Below are 21,012 nucleotides of genomic sequence, written 5' to 3'. Positions count from 1 at the left end.
AAATATATTCTTTGCACTTACTCATTGCTTGAAAGATCAACCACGTCCTCGAACAAACCAACCAATCATTAGCATACCTATAGCCACTATCCAACTACCTGAAACACGAACTACTATCCGTGTCCATGTACGCTGAAGCGACACTATAAAAGCCGAAACTACAGTCACCATAACAAAAAGAGCCACGGCAACTCCGATCAATCCCAACTCTCCGGCCCCTTCTTCTATAGACACACCATTAGAAAAGCCATGGAAAAGCCCCACCATGACTGTCAGCAAGGTGAAACCTATGAGAGGTAGACGAAGATCAAACGCAATGAGTGAACCAAGAACAAGAAATGATAATGCAGGTAGCAGATCTGAAAATTGGCTCCCGCCGAACAGACCTGCTAATCCTCCCGTCAACCAGGCTAGTGGTAATAAAAAAATGGCACGTCGACCAGCTACGACACCTAACATCCCCGAGTAAATCGCAACTGCAAGGGCTGGCACCAGATCTTCAGGGGTTAGCAGCAGGTGACCAATCCCATCGTAGACCGGCCCCATTCCGGTGGTAACGAGGTGAGCGGATGCAATGGAAGGGACCAGCACTAAACCAATAATCACGCTGCAAAAAAACAGGGGTGAAGCATGTGGGGTAAGTCTTTTCATACAACAGCATTCCACAGAAAGAAACATCCCATACAGGCGATAAATGCGCCGGCACTACGTAGTGCCAATCTCCCGGCAGGCCATCGGTGTATCAATCCCATTGTAATGCCAATTCCATGGAGAACACCCGTCGCCATAACAAATCCAATACTATAGAGAAGCCCGCTTTGTCCGGCTGGAAGTTCGGTGCCGTGGGCATGTCCGTGAAAAATTGCGAAAATACCCACAAGCAGTGCGGCAACAGGTATTTTCAGGCGTACTTCACCCAAAACCATTGCACCCAGGAGGATTGCAGAAAAGGCTATGCCTATTTCGATTCCCGGTAAAGGTATGCCCAATAAGCCCATCATAGCACCCAATGCCATGACCATAGGAAAGATTACAGGTAAGATCCACAGGGCAGGGTTACCGAGCTGAGCTCCCCATAGCCCCACTGCGATCATGGCCAACACATGGTCGAGTCCAGACCAGGGGTGCTCCAGGCCAGTTATAAATCCAACAGCCTGGCCGCTTTCAATATGGGCAAATGCCGATGGCGCTACTGTCAGGCTTGCTATGCTCAACATAATCACCCAAGACCAGAAGATACGTCGCATCTGCACGGATGGCTTTTCCATTATAATACTCCTCCAAAAAGAATATATGTCCGCTGAATAGTCCAGTAAGCCCCGAGACTGCCAACAGTGTAACCCGGTATTGCCTCGGCCCACACCGGCCAGCGAACTTCAAGAATCTTGAAAGAACGGGCCATTGCTAAAGCAGCAAACACAAAGATCAGCTGTCCCAGCTCTACCCCTACATTAAAAAACAGCAAGGCAAATGGCAGCTCAGCCTTTGGCATGCCTGTTGTTGAGAGGCCGCTTGCAAAACCGAAACCATGAAGCAGGCCGAACATGAAAGCGACAACCCAGGGATATCGAATGGTAAGACTCGTCTCCCCCCGCCAGGAACGAACAATCTCAGGTCCAAGAAAGAGGATACTGAGTGCAATTGCGGCATTGAGCGGCGGTAGTGGTGCACTGGCATACCCCAGTGTCGCAATCGCCAGGGTAATGGAGTGGGCTAAGGTAAACGAAGTGATTGTCTTAATGAGCATTACCCTGTTTGACACGATTAACAGCAAGCCGAGAACAAAGAGCAAGTGGTCGACACCCAGCATGATGTGCTGGAACCCAAGGCCTGTATAGGTGATTGTCGTGGTACTCCACGACCTCTCACCTCGAAGCTCAACAGAAGGACTGGTCGGCCGCACCACCGCTGTCATTATGGTAGCGTCAAGCCGGGTAAGCCGAACATAAATATCTGTTATGGTTGACTCAAGTCCAGGGAAGCGGAGGATAGCCCCTTCAACACTCTTTGTGCCAATGTCAACCACCCGGTGAAAGACGATAGAGTCCGCCATGCGACGCTCGGTTGGCTGAACGATATCCTTCCAGTTCTCAGGCAATTGTATTCTCGCCGGATGCGGCTTGCCATAATAGATCGGTGCCCGCCAGATTACATCGTAACGATCTGCAGTAAGTTGGTTTATTTCCAGGGTACCCGGTTGTGATTCATGTGCCAGGGCCGGGACACTGCAGGTGATAATGAGCAATAATGCAAAGCGCAAGATCAGATGCATCATTTCCGTTTTTCCCCTGCTGCTTGTGCTTCTGAGATTACTGTAAATGCTTTTTTCTCTCCTGCATCCGCTTCAAAGACAACAGTGTATTTTTCACGAAGGCTGTTGTAAATACTCTCCCTGTGTTCTTTTTTCCGAGTTGAAAACCAATCCCGCTCAACGATTTCACGCACTTCATCCAGTTCTGGCAGTCTTCCAGCAACCTTTTCACTGACTAAAACCAGGTGCAGACCATAACCGGACCTGATGGGACCGGTCCATGTGCCAGGCGTGATGTGTAAGAGTTCTCTACTAAAAGGTCTACCAAATAGCCGAGCTATTTCGCTTTCGGATGAAAGATCGAATACTTTTGGAAGCATTAGACTGTCACCCATTGTATCAGGGTCCGTCGTGCTCTTCTCATCCGATAGGTGTTGTATAAGTTTGGTTGCCCTGTCGATTGACATACTTTCCTGCTGATCAGCGTTCAAGTAAACATGGCGGAAAGCCACCTGAAACTCCTGGCGAAAATCTTCAGGATGATTTGTCATGTATAGGTTGAGCTGCTCGTCTAAAGGCGTGACAACTCCAGCGAGATCATCACTCATGAACTCCAGTTTCTGTTTCAGCCGCATGCGGATATACGGATCATCCCGATCCAGACCTAGAGCCAATGCTTCACGGTAGAGTATCTCATCACGCACATAACCGTTAGTAAGCCCCTCGAGTTCCGATCCGGTCGGCTGCCGCTGCCAGGTTCGCTTAAAATTTGCCGTCAAAAATTCAATTTTACCTTGTGTCACAACAATCCGGTCAGATTCCTTATCGACCGGATTGTCTGCAAAAGCGAAAGCAATAAAAAGCGCTGCGCCTATCAGTAAAAAATGAACCAGCGGTTCTCGCAATATTGATTTCATTGCTTCCCATACACTCCTAAGGCGTATACCAGATAGGCGAAGTGTAGGCCCTTTCCTGATGAATCGTTTTAGCCCCTTCGGGGATCTCTACACCGAAACGGAAGGCGTCATAGACGATCCAGCGCGGTGTGGGGATTTCGATTACACGGGCGTAGTAGAAGGCACTTTGATTTGGATCAAAATCAGGATCGGTCCATACTGTACCAAGTTCTGCGGCACCAATGGTGTTGAGCCAATTTGCATTCTTGATATCCACGGTATTGCCAACCGGTGGTAGCTTACCGTCATTGTCAGGCTGGCGGCCATCTGACCAGGCGACATCGTAAACTTTCTCGTGAGTCTTACCATCCTTATCCAGCCAGCCCTTGATGATCTGGATACGATCGAGATTTGCACCAACGGGGTCGCGCAGCGAGTACACCATAAAACTTGGCGCATTGGTGCCTTTAACTGAAGGCAGGTCGCTGCCCATTGGAACGCCTTTCTCATAACCACTAAAGGCAGGCTGGCGACTGTTGAGGTCTTCGAGTGTAAAGTCCCAACCACCGAAGAAACGTACCATCATGCGCGGCCCAGTGGTTGCATAGACCTCTTTTCGTGCCATTGCGTCAAAGATGGCTTCCCGTGTGTTCTCAGTTGCCCAGACTGCAGCAAGTCCTGAAGCCACTGTCTGCCAACCATCAAATTTACCATTTTCTGTTTCAGTGAAGGGGTGTTTCATTCGATCAGGAGACGGTTCCCCACCGGAATGCTTACCAAAGAAATTATCCTCTTCAGCCGTTGCCAATCCGGTGTGACTGTCAGTAGATCCCACAAGGCCAAATTTATAAGGATTAGTACCGAAACGTGCTTCGAGTTCCAATCCTTTTTTGAGTGCCTCTCGTCCGTATTCAGCTGCCAGCATCTCTGGTTTCTTTGCTTCACTGAGATCCAGGTTACCGGCATCCCAGGTTTCATAATCGGCAAAGGCATCATCTGGTGAGAGTAAGGGGTGGGTCTCGCCATCACCCTTTATCTGGGTAATTTCATACATTGGTTCCCATTTGGCCCGCTGTTCAACATAAAAAGCATCGAGCTTGCGCCCGGTATACTGGGCATCAACCGGAAACATCAATCCGTTGGATAGATTGCCGTTATGCGCCAGTGCCAAAACTGTTCCACCGGTCTTGGCCTCATAGGTTTCCATCCACTCGTAGAGTTTTAAAGGATCTGTGCTGCCGATGGGCTCCTGAGTGGTATAGGGGACTACCCTTGAGGCTCTTTCCCCATTATCACGGAAGAGGACATTACGATGGAGGTTATTTCCCATTACCAGCGAGGTCCACTCAAAGCCGATCAGTGTAGTGAATCTTCCTGGGTCATTATATTCCTCTGCAGCTTTGACCACACTGTCCCAAACGGATGCGTAGATTTTTGAGCCAGGAGAATACATTCCCATCAGATCTGGATTCACCTTCCCCTGAGAGAAAGTGGTGATCAAATCAAGTGCAGTATCAACGGCTTTTTGTCCGCCATGTCGCAGCCCTTTTGACCAGCGGGCACCCTGCTCATAGCGGGTGATTTCCGGCTTGCCTGCTGCAAGATCTCCAACCATGCCCATGCCGTCGGAGTGATCAGCAATTACCAGCCAATCAAGAGGACGAGAGAGCTTTGCTGGTTGTCCGGTTGAGGTTGTTACCTGTTCGCCTCGTGCGAAACGATAGGCATCTTCAAGCCCAAGACGGGCACCAAACAGCCCGGCATCAACTGAAAGCCCGGTATGAAGATGAGAATCCCCCCAGTATACCCTGCGGGGAATGCCGCTTTCCGCATAGGGAGAATATGGTCGTTGTCCGAATCGTTGCTTCAGGGCATCTCTGTCGGCTTGCATCTCGCCAGCATTTGGATCTGTACCATGGGCAAATCCAGTGGTTATCAAAACAACCGCCGCTGCAAACATCAAGATCCTGAATTTCCTGTTCATCTGCATTTTGTCCGCTCCTTTTCTTTAAGGCGTATACCAGATAGGTGAGGTATAGGCTCGTTCCTGAGTAATCATCGGAACCTCGCCAGACATTGTAACGCCATAACGCTTGGCATCGTAGGCGGTCCAACGCGGTGTTGGTATCTCGATTACCCTGGCATAGTAAAAAGCTCTCACTGATGGATCAAAATCGGGGTCCTGCCAAACTGTAATAAGTTCAGGGGCGCCGATAGTGTTTGTCCAGGTAGCCTCTGCGACATCAACAGTGTTACCGACCATCGGCAGTTTTCTATCAGGACCAGGCTGACGTCTATCTGCATCAGACCAGACTACGTCATAGACCTTTTCTCCAGTCTGCCCCTGTTTGTCGAGCCAGCCCTTAACAATCTGGATACGGTCAAGGTTACCGCTGTAGGGATCTTTAAGTGCCGCAACCAAAAAACTCGGTGATTTTTTTTCTGACACCTTGTTCAGGTCACCACCCATGGATACACCTTTGGAATAGCCTATCAAACCAGGAGTACGTGCCTGAGCGTCTTTGGCATTGAAGTCCCAACCACCAAAAAACCAAACCGTCATTCTCGGGCCGGTTGTACCATAGACCTCTTTGCGCTTCATTGCGTCCCAGATAGCTTCACGAGTGTTCTCTGTAGCCCAAACTGCTGCATAACCAGAGGACACCTGCTCCCATCCAAAATATCTGACGTCCCCCATTTCAGCGACAAGAGCACTCCATCGCTCAGGCTTAGGCTCCTTGCCACTGTGTTTACCAAAAAAGTTCTCTTCCTCGGCAGTTGCAAGTGCGGTATGAGAATCGGTAGAGCCAACCATGCCGAATTTATATGGATTGACACCGAGTTTCTGTTCCAATTTAAGACCATTTTTAAGGGCCTCACGACCATACTCATATTGCAGCATCCCTTTCTTCTTTACAACTGGCCCGAGATTGCCTTTATCCCAAATTTCGTAACCGGCAAACTCATCATTTGGAGAGAGATATGGGTGAGCCTCACCATCGCCCTTGATTTGCGTCACTTCATAGAGCGGTTCCCATCTGATACGGGTTTCTGCATAAGCCAATGTAAGCGGTTTACCCGAAGCGGGATTGATCTCCGGAAACATAAGTCCATTTGAGAGATTTCCATTGTGTGCCAAGGCCAATATCTGGCCACCGGTCTTCTTCTCATACGCCTCCATCCACGACCACAGGTCCTCTGGATTCATACTATCTGCTGCAGTGAAAGGCAGCATCAGTTGAGCCTCATCTGCATCGCCACGGTAGAGCACATTACGGTGTAAATTGTCACCGCCTGGTGTTGAAGTCCATTCATACCCTATCATTGCAGTGAATCGCCCAGGCTCATTATACTTTTCGGCAGTCTCCAGATATCGACTCCAGATTGACTTCGCAAATGCATCTTCCATGATTACATCAGGTGTGTTCCCCTCAGTGAAAGTCTGAATCACATCCATAGTTGCCATCAAAGCAGATTCACCACCCTTTGCTATTCGTTCATGCCAATCCTTGATAGTCTGGTCTCGTAACAAGTTAGGGTCGCCCTCGATGATTTTGCTCATGGCACCCATAGCATCCGAATGGTCGGCTATCACCAGCCAATCCAAAGGACGGGATAGTTTTAGTCGTTCGCCATGAGAAGTGGTTATTTCTTCTCCGCGTGCCAGCCTATAGGCGCCTTCAGGCCCAATTGTAACTCCAAATGCCCTGGCATCAAGCGACAACGAGGTGTGCAGGTGCGTATCGCCCCACAGCACTTGAGTCGGATAATTGCGACCAGCATATGGTGAGTAGCCGGGTTTGGAGAATGCCGATTTGATAGATTCCGGGTCTTGTCCAACAGTACGTATATCATCAGCAAGAATTGATTGGGCGAACAATAATAGTGAGTAAACACAAAGAGAAAGGATAAATCTTTTACAATTCTTCTTCATTTCTCATTTCCAATTCATTTGAAAATCATTTTTTATGATACATGTAGTTCGGTCAGGGGCTTGCTACAATTGAGGATCGAATAATTGAGATTAAAAGCGTTCTTGAGGAAATAAAAAAACCGTTATACTACTTTATATAGTTAGGCATTCATCGTCAATTACTTTTAGAGACCTCTTGCCTTCATTATGTTCAAATGGTTGAAACATGACTATGAAACTGTTAACACCATGAAGAATCATTGAGGAAATGGATATTATACCTTAGGCAGTAGTTTAGTGGGTGGAGTGTTCTCTCAAGTGGTGTGATGCAATACAAAGAACATTTTCTTACTTTAATGCGATAAGGTGAGCGAAGATTAGAAAATTGGGAGCTACTTTGTGGGGGGGATTGATTCAGAGGTGCTTGTTTCTCAGACCAGTCACAATGTGATTTACAATGTTCTACCTGTGATAATGCAGAATTCTTCCGTTTCCCTTATCGCTTAAAAAATTACGCCTGCCAGGCTCATCTTCGTTAAGGTCATAACCAAATTCTATCATTTCTTTACTAAATTTGGCAGACTGCCCTCTTCCCGGATCAACAATTATCACATCGCAATGCAATTTTGAATGTTGATCGATAAAGCTCGACAAATCAACAGCATGCCCTCTTTCATAGAGGAGATCACTTCCTATAATGAGATCAAACCCACCCAGGCTATTATTTTCGTCCTCCCATGCTGTACGAAGAAACGGAATCGCCGGACCATTGTTGAGTTTAACATTTTTTCTAAGAAACGACTCAGCCTCTGGATGATAATCTGTAGCTGTGATATCAGCCAGGCGATGATTCAAAACCAGACTGGCGAGGGCAATACCGCAACCCACTTCCAATATCCGCTTCCCCTCAATCTCATAATCGAACATTATATGCGCGAGTACTTCACCGGAATCCCAGATAATTCCAAATAATGGCCAGATAGCAGACGATATTCCCAGGCGTGATGCGACTCCTTCCGGGTCAGAAAACTGCTGATTATCGCGCAGCGTCATGACATGAATATCTATATTCTCAATCTCAATAGTCTGGTAACGAATTCGTAACGCACCCATAGAACTCCTTTTTCATTCTGATAAAAGATCCTCCCCTAATCAGCTATTCAAATTCTGTTTTCCAAGCCAATTATCAAAAGAATTCCTTTGATTATCATACAATATGTGTGCAAATGATGACCTGTCACAGAAGTACAATATATGCCGAATAACCGTATAAAATGTCAGATTGTGTTTCCCATCGAGAAGATCTTTATACACTCGTATGGTTTCAATGTTCTCGCGAATCATTTTTTCAAAAGAGCCATTGGTGATCTTTTTCATTTTCAATATTTCATCGACCAGTGCATCCACCTTATACGATGCCAGGCGAATTCCGGGGAAATAGGTCTCAGAGATTTTTGCGAAGTGGAAAACGTTTAATAGTTCACTCTCGTTATCATCAGTCTTTGATTTTTCTTTGGTTTTCTGTTCAAGTTTCTCTGTTTCTTCCTGAATACTGTAAAATTCCCGATCCGCAGTTTCAAAAAGAGCTGCAAGACTGTTAATTCGCCTCTTCAGGCCATGCGGTATCGACTTTTTATATTTTATTTTATGATCAAGAACGCTCCAGGCATCCTGGATAATTGTTCGTATCTGAACTTCAAATATTATATTTTTATACCTGCTATATTCAGGCATTACTTCTCTTGCCTCATCGAGTTTCAAATCCAGATGTAACCCTTTATAGCCAAAAGTGTTTTCTGCCAGCTCAATGAGTTGAGATTTATCTGTCGAATCAATCAGGCACAGGTTGTTTCCGAGAATATCCCCTATTTCCTGTATGTTTTTTTCATAGAGGCAAATGATCCGTACGCCTATCAGATCGGTGATATAATCTTTGATCTCATATTCTTTCTTTTCTTTCTCAAGATCTGACTGATATTTTCTGGAAAACTTCTTAATGCTTTCTTTTCGGCCTTTAACACGCGATGTAACTGTTGCCACAGAAAGTTCAGGCGACGTGGCCAGAAGCGACTGCACTAGCGTTGAAAATGATGACTCTGCGTTACGCAACAATTCGATGTTGTCATTTACATAATCGAGAAATATTTGTTTTTCTTTTTCGAAATCTGATGATGCCATAATAATGATATATTACAGGGTTCCTTCCCTGTTGCAGAAAGTCAGACAGCTCGTTTTCAAAACTTTCAAATGTAATTTTTTTACTCAAAACTCCAGTGTAATTTCACTGGTTCGCTGTAGTAGTTGGTTCTTTGGCAGATTATGATAATTAATCCGCTATTTTGTATAGTACACTGGCTTAAAAAACTGTCTCTTCAGTAAAATGCATGTGACCATTCTTTAGAAAAATCCGGACTAAAATGAGATGCATATCTTCTTTCCCCAGATTTTTATAATAGAGAAACATGTTATCATTATTCTCAATATTACTAGAGGAAAGGGTACCGCACATAAAATGGTTGAATGAATGCCCCTGATACAAATCAGTAGTTCGCATTAATTCGAGATCATGGGTATGACCGCAGAAGACATACTCGATTTTATGTTCTTGAACAAAATCAATCAGGACTGCTGAGTTTTTCAGAGGACATTCGTCCGTACCCAATATTGAATAGTGCGTCAGCAATAATGCAAGATCGTATTCGGTTTGGTTAATCTTCTCAGAAACTGCTTTCAGTACCTTTTTTTCTACAAATCCGTCATCAGAGTAAAGCTCATTAGAATCAATACTGATAAACAGTACCGCCACGCCATTTATCTCAACACGTTTAACAAAGTTCACATCGGTGAAATGATCATCGATTTTAGTAACGTCACGATTCAGAAAGAGATGTTTCTTAGAGGTTTTATCAGACTCAAGCACACGTATTATTTCGATATCAGAAATATATTTTCGAAAAAGCTCATGCGAGCGCATATTTCTTTTATCATGGTTTCCTAGAGTCGAAATGACCTGTTTACACTTGATGGCCCCTAGAAATTGCCCTGCTTTGGCATATTCATCTTCCAGCCCATCTGTTGTATTATCACCAGTGTTTATTACAATATCAGCATCATAGGAGTTAATCTTTTCCAACAGGATAGCATCATCGCCCAGCCAGTGACGAGGGCCGAAATGTATATCCGAAATATGTAAAATATTCATGTATGTCTCATTAATGCATACCCGTGTTAGTCAAACGTGTATTGATGAATCGCTCCTTTGAAAACCACCTGCAAAAAAGCGATACAAAGCGTTTTGGGTCAGAGACCTTTTCACGTTGATTTTGTATTAATAACAGAATCACCAGGGCCTTTTTTAGCCTTCTTGGCAGCCTTCTTCTCTTTCGGTGTCAGAGCCGCTTTCTTTTTATCTTCCTTGTTACTCTTTCTATCTTTTCCCATGGGTTAATCTCCGGGTATGTTGAATATTTCTGAGGCTGTAGAAGCTCCTCAGCTGTTTGACACCTGTCATTCCCTTTTAATACCACTATTAGCCAGGGATCTTTCAAGATGCACAAGATGGTTGTAGTCTTCAGCGAGCAAGATAATTGAGAAATAACCGTTTAATTCTAATGAATTGCAATTATACGGAAAAACCGAATTTGATTTTTTGCCGTCATACATGAATGATCCAAGTCTTTCGACAAGATCAGTGAATGTACCTTTCTTTATCTTGAATTTAAGAAATTTCCAGCAAGCAGCTGAAGGCAGGCTGGTCACTATTTTATCGTGAATGAGTCGAACAAATGTCGAACCATTGAAACGTGCGTTATTTTCAACTGGGAATACGCCCTCGTCAGTAACAATATAATCGATACCAAGCACCCCTTTGTAACCGAATGCTGACATGTGATCTACTATCAGACGTGATGTCTCAGTGACATAGTCATAAATGCGATTCGAGGAACGCGGACAATTCTGAGTACCGATATGGACCATGCCACTTTCACAAATCTGATCAGCCAGACCAAGATGATGTATAGTGCCGTCGTTACCGATTGCCCACTGGTCATTAGGTGTTGATATGACATCCAGAAACGGCTCGATTATAACTGTCTTCTCACCACTGTTAACAATAGCGTCATATACATTCAGGATGTTATCTCCACCTGTCCTGTATAAAGACATGCCTGATTCCCCTAAGGTACCCCGTATGATAACCTCATCACACCCTGTCAGAAGCCTGAGAATTATACGAACCATATTACCGGCGTTTTCGGTGTCTTTCGGGTTTATCTCAAAGGTAGTTCCTGCGACAACTGGGATCTCCAGTTCCTTACAAACATTTTTAAATTCTGCTTTATCGTTGTATTTTATGGTCGATGTCTCTGTCGCACCGAAAAGCTCAGCACCAAGTATTTTTGCCGCCTCAGCTTCCATGCGTCCAGAAAACCAGGGAACGTACACAGGTTTCCGGCCAGTTTCGTCTATGAACTTCAAAACAGGGTCAGGGTCTCTGACTATACACTCTGCAAGGCTGAATTCTGAAGACAGTTGGTGATATTCAATAACGTGCTCAGGTCCCAGATTAAGAGAACGAAGCCATCTGTAATATTCACGGTTCTGTTTACCACGTAAGACAACCAGATCGTTTGTAGACGCAGCAGGAAGCGCTCGGTCACAGCTTGATCGTATGGAGCCATCACGGCGTGGGAACTGAGCAAAATTATCCGTAGCATATATGACGAGTTCATCATTGCTTTTTGATATGCATTCACTCAGCAGAGATCCAGGTACAGTCATGCGTATATTCATATAATTACACAAAATGAAAAATGATATTCAATCACAGGCTATACCACTGCCAGATAAATATCGCAGACATCATCACAGTATAAACAAAGAGAATGTAATACCATTTGCCTGCAAATTTTGGTGTTTTGATCGGAGCAACATTCAGTGCGGCCAAAACCATGAGTGCTATGTAAAGAACAATGGAAAATGCGGGGCGACTCATCATTGAATTAAAGAGGAACACAACACTCAGCAGGATAACATTATTGTCCAGAGCAAGGCCCATGTAGGTTGATTTATCAACCAGCCCAAAGACATTGAAATAGCTTAGACGAATAACACCCGTCGCAACAATTATAAAAGCACCTGGTATGTACCAACCACTGAAATCACCATAGCTTAATAACAAAATTGCCGGACAAATCCCAAAACTGACAATATCAATGAGTGAATCAAGCTGTGCTCCGAAAAGGCCCTGGACTTCAGTACGCCCTTTCATTTTTCTTGCAATAATGCCATCACTCCAGTCAAAAAATACAGCCCAGATCATACCAATCATTGCCGCATGGAACAGACCCAATATTGAATAGTATATTGCGAGCAGCGAACAGAAGAGACCAACCAGCGAACAAACGTTTGGCAGATCTGCAGCGTATGACAAGATAGATTTTCGTGAAGTTGCTAACATTGATGTTTTCATTCTTACTACACCAATCCAAGAACACTGCGTAATGCATTTACAAGATTACAATTTTCAGTCTTAGTTCGACTGGCTATACGTACATAACGATCAGATTCCGGCAGCGTTTTTCCCTGACAGTGTTTTATATAAATATTGTGCTCAACAAACAGTCTTTCAGTTACCTCAGGAGCAGATGGTCCATTATCAGGTACACGACAAAAAATATAGTTGGCATCTGGCTTATAGACATCCATTCCCGGAATTTCACCGAGAAGCATATAAAATTCATCCCGATCTGCTTTTACCGTATTACAACTTTCCCTGAACTGCTGAATGTATGTTGGTGCACGCCGTAAAAATTCTTCGGCAAAACCATTTATATTCCAGATATGGAGCCCTTTCCGGACTTGCGCTCTAAACTCTGCATTAGCTGTAAGTAAATAGCCTATGCGTATACCGCAGATACCAAAGGCCTTACTCATACTCTTCATCACTGCAAGATTTTGATAATTGCCAATCTCATCTTCAAGCGTTTCACTCTCACCGTTTTCGGCAAAATCTATAAAGGATTCATCAACAATGAGCATGCAACTGTGATCAGCCAGGATTTTAAGCAACCGAACCAACTCTGCTTTAGGTACCAGCAATGAGGTAGGGTTATTCGGAGAAACAACCACTGCTATACGGGCTTTTCTTCTAATAGCCTCTTCTGCAAATTTGTCGATATCGAGCTGAAAGGAAGGTGCCTCCAGCACAAATTCAATGACATCACCTTCTGGAGCAGCATTGACATACTCATTAAACGACGGGACAGGAACAATCATTTGCTGATTCATCCCGGCAATAATCTTGATGAGCTCTGCCGCACCATTACCAACCACGATGTGATCTGGTGACTGGTTAATTAATTTACCTGTCAAATCAGCTAACTCATTCTGGCCGACAGGATAGTTGAGGACCAGTTGATGAATATTTTCGGTGATATGTGTAAAAAAATCTTCAGGCGGAAAGTAGAGATTATACAGATAGTTGTGATCGATAAAATCATAACGCCAATAACCGCCATGTTTATTTGAAATATCTGTGTACCGCTCTTTGGCAGTATTTTTTTGGTTCGCCATAATATTAATGAACTGCCTTTAGGCCCGGTGTGGATGATACTTGAATACCGAAATCTGAAGGGTGGCCCATCACCTTTGAACGATTGATATGTGTTTTAATGGGAAGTGGCTGATCATAGAGTTCACAGACTGTCCCGGCAGCTCTCAGATCGGCTAGAGTATCAATCTCATACCAGAGACTGGAATCAAAGAAGACCGGTGAAAAGCTGATGCAACCCTCACTTACCAGATCTGCAAAGACGGTCTCATAGTAACCATCCACGTGTTTGTTAGATATATATAGATCAAGTCTTTCACAAACCAATTTCCAGGTAGCACTCGAAAGACTGTAAATATTAACGGTTTTGAAATGGTTTTTGTTGAGCTTATTAATACCGCAGTGAAATGCATCAACCTCATTAAGCTTATCTACAGTTACTGTCGTTCCGTTCATCCAGGGACGTATCTTGGCAACCGCTATTCGATCAGGAACCAGCATCTCTTTTAGCATCGTCGGCTCGAAAACCAAATCACTTTCAATAAGCATAAATGGTTCTTTTATGACTTTTCTTGCTAACCATAAAGAGTAGATATTATTTGTGGTTTTGTAGAGTGGGCTTGTGATATACGATATCTCCATTCCCCCGGCTCTTGATCCAAGATATTCACGGACCGACTCAGCCTGATGGCCAACAACAACGACCAGGCGCTTGAAATTATACTCCTGAAGCGAAAGAACCAATCTCTCAAGAATTGATATTTCGTTGACGTGGACAAGACATTTAGGCGTCATATCGGTTAAAGGGGAGAGGCGGCTTCCTGTTCCTGCTGCGAGCAGCAAAGCCGTACTAACCCGTTCTTCTCCGAGATCTGCATAGAGAGTTCTGGTACTCATAATTTCCTCCAGAATTTAAGCCAAACCAAACCGGATGGACATTCAACACGGATTTGTGCGAATTGGGGATGGCAAAAAGTAAGAAATGTAACTTTTCTTTTGTGCCGATTGGCTCAGTCGAAATAGCTGAAGGGCAGAAATCTGATAGTAGAATTAACACAAGAAGTGAGATGGAAAAAGACGATGAATTATCAGAAATTATAACGTCTATTTCACTATGTTGACAAATTAGAATACTCTAACATTCAATCTATGTCAATGTTTTTTCCGTTTTTTCAATTACTTCGAGAACACGATAAAAAGGCTAAGGTGCTGATACACATCAACTATATAACCTTTTCATGCATTACACGATTGGTATGGAAAGATGGACTATTGTGTTTTGCTCATCTCTAATAATAGTGGTAAGGATTCTTCTAAGAACAAGCCGCACAGCAAGTATTTTCGGCCACGATTAGACCCAATGCACTCGCCAGGCTCAACGAGACAATTCGCATAATGAGGAGGGTCGATCCGATCAGTTCGCAATCACCATCTTGCAGATCCAGCACCAGCTAAACATCACATACCGGTTAGGTTACAACTATGTAGTTTTCAACCGAAAAGTCTGCAGATGGCTTTAGATCGAGACGTGTGTGAGGTTTTTCCATAGACATATAACGCTGATATTCTGAGGATAATATTTTGTGCATAACGAACATATCAGGCAAATTGACAGTTTTCGGACGGGAACTAATTAATGGTGTATCCTCTACCACAGCTCCAGCCACCAATACAGAAATACGGGCCTTTTTCGCTCCAGCGGCTATAATGCCGTCCCTCACCCCTTGAAAAAAACATCCTCAAGAGGTAAACGGACATATTCAAAATTACACTCACTGAAGTTCAATTAACGCAGTAACCTTATCATCTGACTTATGCGCCCATCAGTTCCCGCCAATATTTACTATCTATATCTTATCAAGCTCTCTAAATGGCTGATGTTGATCATGCCAATTGTCGCGCTCTTTTATAGCGATAACGGGTTGGATGAATTTGACATTTACCTGTTGCAGGCCATTTACTCGTTGAGTGTTGCCTTCATGGAAATTCCATCCGGATATATGGCGGATGTTATCGGGCGAAAGAAATCGCTCATTATGGGCTCAATTCTTGGGACGCTCGGTTTTGTTCTCTACTCTGTGTCAAGTTCGTTTGAGCATTTTCTGGTGGCAGAAATTATTCTGGGACTTGGTGGCAGTTTTATATCAGGGTCTGATTCTGCCCTGCTGTACGACAGTCTGGCTGATATGGGTGAAGAGCAAAAATATCTGCAATACGAAGGCAGGATCACTGCGCTCGGCAACTTCGCAGAAACCTTTGCAGCTATCGGTGGTGGCCTGATTGCAGCGCTGCTCAGCTATCGGTCGGTATATATTGCTCAGGCGATAATTGCTGCCATTGCCATTCCGGCATCACTTATGCTTGTTGAACCGCAACGGGAAAAACTCATCAACCGTCCGAGTTTTAAACAAATTCTCTCCATCTGCCATCAATCACTGTTTGTAAACATCAAACTGAGCGCCACCATCCTGATTTCTTCTGTTATCGGGACCTGCACACTGTGCATGGCATGGACCTCTCAAGTATATTTTGTTAATAACGGACTCAATGAAGTAGTGATCACCCCTGTCTGGGTTGCTCTCAACCTGACTGTTGCACTGGTTTCGGCATATGTTTACAGGATCAACACTATTCTGGGGACACGACTGGGCGTCATCCTTATTAGCGTTTTCATTCCTGCCGGGTATATTTTGCTGGGTGCCATGCCGCTTACCCTTGGTATACTCACCCTGCTGTTCTTTTACGCTGCCAGAGGGTATGCAACGCCAATATTAAAAGATCTCACCAATAAATACTGTACCTCAGATATCAGAGCCACAGTTCTCTCTATCCGCAGTCTTATTATCCGGACTGGTTTTAGCATACTCGGCCCGCTTATCGGCTACGGAGCACGACAGGCGAGCCTTTCCCTCGCACTCATAATTGCAGGTTGCTGCCTGCTGCTGTTATCTGTTGCTGCAGGGATATTTCTCTTTATCAAGGTTCCTGAAGTGGTAAGAAAACGGTGACCTACATGTAACAAACTTTACACGCATCTCTGCAATTGTGTTGTTAATTGCATATTACATGCAAAAATCTTCGTATTTTTATCCTTCACACTCGTCTCGAATGATCTTTCTATTTGACGACCACCGTATAAATACTGTAGTTTTCGAAGTTATCATTCTTTACAAAATGAATTAATCTCTGTCCCACCCACATTTTACCAGTCTTTCTAATCTGGTGGGAATTTTTACAAACTGCGCATTTTCAGCCTATGTCTTCACTACCAGTTAACGAAATCAATCGCTTACGCAACCATCTCACTTTAGCTGAACAACGTGTAGTTGAACTTGAACAGCAGCTGGAGATCACCACCAATGCATTACAGCATTGCATACCTCGCCAAAACAGCCTGAATAACTGTGAGGCTTCCCGGGAACTTCTACGAAAAAGCAAGAACAGGTATCGTAAATATTTCAACTATGCAACCGATGCCATGTTTGTCATTAGTACAGATTCAAAATCCGGCATGCCTGGTAAATTTGTTGATGTAAACAAAGAAGCTACAAAACGACTTGGATATACCCGTGATCAGTTCTTCAGAATGACCCCACGTGATATCAACCTCGCCAGCTATGATCAGGATGTAGATTTATATTATGAAGTACTTCATAAAAAAGGTTCATGTTCTTTTGAAACTACTCATGTAGCCAAAGATGGCAGGCATATACCTGTTGAATTACGTTTACAACTGCTCAATGTAGATGGTGAGGATTTCATCCTTAGTGTTTCCCGTGATATTACCGAACGATTGAAGGCCGAGCAGAGCATTAAAGAAAGCCAGCGACTCTATAAATTACTGGCTGATAATGTTCATGATGTTATCTGGACCACAGACACCAACTTGACCCCTGTTTTTATAAGCCCTTCAATAACAAATCTGAGCGGCCATAGCCCTTCTGAAGCTTTACCTGTACTATATCATTCGATTATTCTGGATTCGCCGCTAGTAGATATTTTTGATAAAGTTCCTAGAAAAACGGATATCCAACCTATCTATTGGGAAATTGAACTCTTTAAAAAAGATGGCTCATCCATATGGATTGAAAGCATTGCCTCCCCTCTATGGGAAAGTTCCGGAGATTTCAGTGGTATTATTGGCGTGACTCGTGACATCACCAATAGAAAAGCGATTATGCTGGAGCTTGAACTAGCCAAAGAGCAGGCTAATAAGGCAAACATGGCAAAATCAGAGTTTCTGGCTAATATGAGTCATGAAATTCGTACCCCGATGAATGGTGTACTCGGCACGTTGCAACTCCTCGGATTGACACACCTGTCAATAGAGCAGCGCGATTATGTTGATACCGCTCTCAAGTCCGGCCAAACCCTCTTAACAATCATCAATGACATTCTCGATTTTTCAAAGATAGAAGCAGGTAAAATCTCAATCCGAAGTGAAGTGTTCTCGCCTCGTGAGTTGATTACTTCGCTTATAGCCTCGTTTAAAACCGTGGCTCCGGATCCTGATTTGATACTATCTCATGAAATCAGTCCTGATGTACCTTCTACGTGCCTCGGAGATCAGGTCCGCTATCGCCAGGTACTCTCCAACCTCGTAGGCAACGCTATTAAATTTACCGAAAAAGGTACAATACATATCAATCTCCAACTCGGATCTCCACCTGCTGAAGGAAAGATACGATTACTCTGCACAGTAACCGACAACGGTATTGGCTTGCCTGATCAGGTAGGGAGTGAGCTTTTTGCACCTTTTGCCCAGGTCGAGGGGACCTTTCGACGCAAATACAAGGGCACAGGACTTGGCCTCAGCATCGTCAAACGGTTGGTTACATTGATGGGTGGTACAATAGACATTCAGGGCCGGGAAAACGAAGGAACCAGAGTGATCTTCGATATTATAGCCGGAGTAAGTTCTGGTAAGCAGCTTGATGAAACGATCAAGCCAAAGGTTAAAGTTGCATCCCAGCATACTGACAAGAGTCAACACATTCTGCTAGCAGAAGATGACCTTATCAACCAGCTTATCCTCAGATCTATACTCGAAAAATTAGGTCACAGTGTTCACATTGTTCCAAACGGTCGCCTGGCACTCGACGCACTCCGAAAAGAACAATATGATTTTGTTCTGATGGATATACAGATGCCTGAAATGGATGGTTTCGAAGCTACAAAGTACATTCGTACCCACGAGGATTTCAAAGAATTTGTTGATATTCCGATAATTGCATTAACAGCCTTTGCCATGACTGGAGACAGAGAGCGCTGCCTGGAAGCAGGAATGAACGATTACCTCTCTAAGCCTGTTAACATAGTCGTCCTTCAGGAAATGCTGCAGCAACCGACCAAAACTTGAGATGTAATGGCACCATTCGCCATCGTACTATCAGCGCATACTTGACCATCCGCCCTTCTTTTTTCCTGAGTCTGGACGAGGTTGCTGCTGATGCCCGTAACCTGATGCTATCTCAGCAAGGTAGTGTTGTCCGGGTCCATGCGTTTCCAGAGCACTATTTAAACGAAACCTGCTCAAAAAAGTAGCCTGCAACCCTCTTGCTTTAACAGAGATTTCCGCCATTGCAGATGCTGTCTGCTCAGCACTTGCTGAATGCTGCTGGATTGCTTTGTCGATCTGCGCCAACCCTTCCCTGATTTGCGCAAGACCACTGGACTGCTCACCTGAGGCCACACTCATTTCAGCAACAAGTCTGCCTGCGCTGCTAGTGAGATCAAGAATCTCTTCAAGCGCAGAATTGATTTCTCCCACTTTGGCACTTCGTGCAGCAAGATTTCTTACCTCTTCAGCCACAACAGCAAAACCTTTGCCATGAACTCCCGCCCGTCCCGACTCCACAGCCGCATTATAGGCAAGTAGATTCGTCTGAAAAGCGATCTCATCAATGACTTTAATAATATTAGAAATTTCCTTACTCGAAATACTCATATCATCTATCACCTGCATCATTCATTTCATCAGTTCACTACCCTTTTCTGCAGCTTCGCTTGCCTCGGTCGTAACTTTATTCGCCGCTTCAGCGTTGCTTGAATTTGCCTCCACCTGGGCACTGATCTCTTTACTGAGTTTGAGATTTCTTCGATTTATGCGGCCTGTGATGTTACTGCATCGGAAACAGAACCAGTAAAGGCACAAGCCGGAGCACTGTTATCGGCAACGATAGGTGATGCTATGGAAACTCTTGACATGACCATATTCCGATCGCCTGTGATTCCACCACAAAGCCTATCATTTAATAGCAGCTTTCGACAGAATTTATTATCGGCTAAGCTAAAATTTTCCAAGGTCCGTGTTTGATTCTTTTCTCTCTAATTTAAAGGTGTCGATAGATAATCGAGACTTACTGGCAGGTTACTGACAATCGTTCTCCTCTTTAATTCTCAGTAATATCAGATATTTTTTTCAAACTCGTATTACAGAGCAAGTGTAAGAATGACGATTGTAGACGAGCATCTAGATTTATGCGTTTATATGCAAATACATCTAAAGCCAAATACTTTATAATATCAGACCGCAATCATGCAAAAAAATGAACGATTACCTGAAAATCAGCTATACTGATACGAACAATACTTCTTTAGAAAAAATGGTCGTTGCACCTCATCATCAACATATATTTTGCGCAGGTAATCATAATAATCATCCAGAGATGATGAAACTAACGGGGTTATTCTCGCAGTATTCATAGATTCGTAGTAATCTTATCGTCCATTTCATAACAGAATGACACGCGTATCCCCATACCAATTTAGCGAAAACCACGTGCAATGAGAGACAAGGCAGCAATGGACAATCCTGTATGCTTTAAGGCAGTTATCAACGAAAATTCTCACACGCTCATTTTAGGCAGTATGCCTGGGAAAGTATCTCTTACAGAAGTGCAGTATTATGCTCACCCGCGTAACGGTTTCTGGCATATCATGGGAAACCTTTTTGGTGCAGGCCCTGACAAACCGTATCAGAAGCGACTTGCAATTCTTCTCGATAACGGGATAGCACTATGGGATGTTATAGAACAATGCTCGCGATCTACCAGTCTCGATTCTGACATAGAAGAACAATCAATCATTCCAAATGATTTTCATTCGTTGCTCAGTAAACACAAAAAAATAGATCGTATTTTTTTTAACGGCGGCAAAGCCGAGCAATCATTTAAGCGCTATGTGCACCCTCTACTCGGTGAACAGTTGAAAAACATCCGTTGTGTTGGTCTTACATCGACCAGCCCGGCAAATGCCCGTTATTCAATTGATGAGAAGATAGTTATGTGGCAAAAATCCATTATGGGTACAGTCGAATAACCTGGACCTGAAAGCTGATCGGACATACCGGCAGAAAACTACCGTTACATTGATTACGACAGCTACAAAGTAGTACATT

The 21,012-nt window shown here is 44.0% G+C and carries 18 protein-coding genes; 3 read left to right on the top strand and 15 right to left on the bottom strand.

Features of this window, described 5'->3' with window-relative positions:
• Positions 1-36: 36 nt before the first annotated feature.
• The 14 genes from FCL46_RS06465 to FCL46_RS06405 all read right to left on the bottom strand — a co-directional run bounded on the left by FCL46_RS06465 (position 37) and on the right by FCL46_RS06405 (position 14,510).
• Positions 37-651: a HupE/UreJ family protein gene (locus FCL46_RS06465; protein WP_167505750.1), complete on the bottom strand. Its 615-nt coding sequence runs from the start codon at positions 649-651 to the stop codon at positions 37-39.
• Complete coding sequence (locus FCL46_RS06460) at positions 648-1,268, bottom strand: HupE/UreJ family protein (RefSeq protein WP_217909571.1); 621 nt, start codon at positions 1,266-1,268, stop codon at positions 648-650. The genes FCL46_RS06465 and FCL46_RS06460 overlap by 4 nt, the downstream gene beginning before the upstream one ends.
• Positions 1,268-2,275: a HupE/UreJ family protein gene (locus tag FCL46_RS06455; RefSeq protein WP_136805550.1), complete on the bottom strand. Its 1,008-nt coding sequence runs from the start codon at positions 2,273-2,275 to the stop codon at positions 1,268-1,270. Before FCL46_RS06455 ends, FCL46_RS06460 begins: the two co-directional genes overlap by 1 nt.
• Positions 2,272-3,168 (bottom strand): peptidyl-prolyl cis-trans isomerase, encoded by an 897-nt coding sequence (locus FCL46_RS06450; protein ID WP_136805549.1) that lies wholly within the window; start codon positions 3,166-3,168, stop codon positions 2,272-2,274. Before FCL46_RS06450 ends, FCL46_RS06455 begins: the two co-directional genes overlap by 4 nt.
• A gap of 16 nt (positions 3,169-3,184) precedes the next feature.
• On the bottom strand, positions 3,185-5,131 hold the full coding sequence (locus FCL46_RS06445) for a DUF3604 domain-containing protein (protein WP_420811266.1): 1,947 nt from the start codon (positions 5,129-5,131) through the stop codon (positions 3,185-3,187).
• Positions 5,132-5,155: 24 nt separating this feature from the next.
• Positions 5,156-7,081, bottom strand: coding sequence for a DUF3604 domain-containing protein (locus FCL46_RS06440; RefSeq protein ID WP_136805548.1), 1,926 nt, complete (start codon positions 7,079-7,081; stop codon positions 5,156-5,158).
• Between the two features lie 441 nt (positions 7,082-7,522).
• Positions 7,523-8,173 (bottom strand): class I SAM-dependent methyltransferase, encoded by a 651-nt coding sequence (locus FCL46_RS06435; protein ID WP_136805547.1) that lies wholly within the window; start codon positions 8,171-8,173, stop codon positions 7,523-7,525.
• A 39-nt stretch (positions 8,174-8,212) separates the two neighbouring features.
• Entirely contained in the window at positions 8,213-9,238 is a 1,026-nt protein-coding gene (locus FCL46_RS06430; protein ID WP_136805546.1) for a GTP pyrophosphokinase, read from the bottom strand.
• A gap of 178 nt (positions 9,239-9,416) precedes the next feature.
• On the bottom strand, positions 9,417-10,262 hold the full coding sequence (locus FCL46_RS06425) for a metallophosphoesterase family protein (RefSeq protein ID WP_136805545.1): 846 nt from the start codon (positions 10,260-10,262) through the stop codon (positions 9,417-9,419).
• 110 nt (positions 10,263-10,372) lie between these two features.
• A complete protein-coding gene (locus FCL46_RS28430; RefSeq protein ID WP_267313711.1) occupies positions 10,373-10,501 on the bottom strand; it encodes a hypothetical protein in 129 nt (42 codons plus the stop codon).
• Between the two features lie 66 nt (positions 10,502-10,567).
• A complete protein-coding gene (locus tag FCL46_RS06420) occupies positions 10,568-11,842 on the bottom strand; it encodes a hypothetical protein (RefSeq protein WP_136805544.1) in 1,275 nt (424 codons plus the stop codon).
• Positions 11,843-11,885: 43 nt separating this feature from the next.
• Positions 11,886-12,533, bottom strand: a complete 648-nt coding sequence (locus tag FCL46_RS06415; protein ID WP_217909569.1) for a CDP-alcohol phosphatidyltransferase family protein — start codon at positions 12,531-12,533, stop codon at positions 11,886-11,888.
• A gap of 5 nt (positions 12,534-12,538) precedes the next feature.
• The gene (locus tag FCL46_RS06410) at positions 12,539-13,636 is read right to left on the bottom strand and encodes a pyridoxal phosphate-dependent aminotransferase (protein WP_136805543.1); all 1,098 of its coding nucleotides are present in this window, start codon (positions 13,634-13,636) and stop codon (positions 12,539-12,541) included.
• A gap of 4 nt (positions 13,637-13,640) precedes the next feature.
• Positions 13,641-14,510, bottom strand: a complete 870-nt coding sequence (locus FCL46_RS06405) for a phosphocholine cytidylyltransferase family protein (protein ID WP_136805542.1) — start codon at positions 14,508-14,510, stop codon at positions 13,641-13,643.
• Between the two features lie 917 nt (positions 14,511-15,427).
• Here FCL46_RS06405 and FCL46_RS06400 point away from each other — a divergent pair.
• Positions 15,428-16,621 (top strand): MFS transporter, encoded by a 1,194-nt coding sequence (locus FCL46_RS06400; protein WP_136805541.1) that lies wholly within the window; start codon positions 15,428-15,430, stop codon positions 16,619-16,621.
• 248 nt (positions 16,622-16,869) lie between these two features.
• Entirely contained in the window at positions 16,870-18,972 is a 2,103-nt protein-coding gene (locus FCL46_RS06395) for a PAS domain-containing hybrid sensor histidine kinase/response regulator (protein WP_136805540.1), read from the top strand.
• A 30-nt stretch (positions 18,973-19,002) separates the two neighbouring features.
• On the opposite strand, the gene FCL46_RS06390 is transcribed toward FCL46_RS06395, so the two are convergent.
• Positions 19,003-19,560, bottom strand: a complete 558-nt coding sequence (locus FCL46_RS06390; protein WP_167505749.1) for a methyl-accepting chemotaxis protein — start codon at positions 19,558-19,560, stop codon at positions 19,003-19,005.
• An 839-nt stretch (positions 19,561-20,399) separates the two neighbouring features.
• Here FCL46_RS06390 and FCL46_RS06385 point away from each other — a divergent pair.
• Complete coding sequence (locus FCL46_RS06385; protein ID WP_217909568.1) at positions 20,400-20,933, top strand: DNA-deoxyinosine glycosylase; 534 nt, start codon at positions 20,400-20,402, stop codon at positions 20,931-20,933.
• Positions 20,934-21,012 lie beyond the last annotated feature (79 nt).

It is taken from the genome of Desulfosediminicola flagellatus (assembly GCF_005116655.2).
Classification (GTDB): domain Bacteria; phylum Desulfobacterota; class Desulfobulbia; order Desulfobulbales; family Desulfocapsaceae; genus Desulfopila; species Desulfopila flagellata.
The sequence above is the reverse complement of the archived record's forward strand: the minus strand, read 5'-3'. Positions and strand labels throughout refer to the sequence as shown.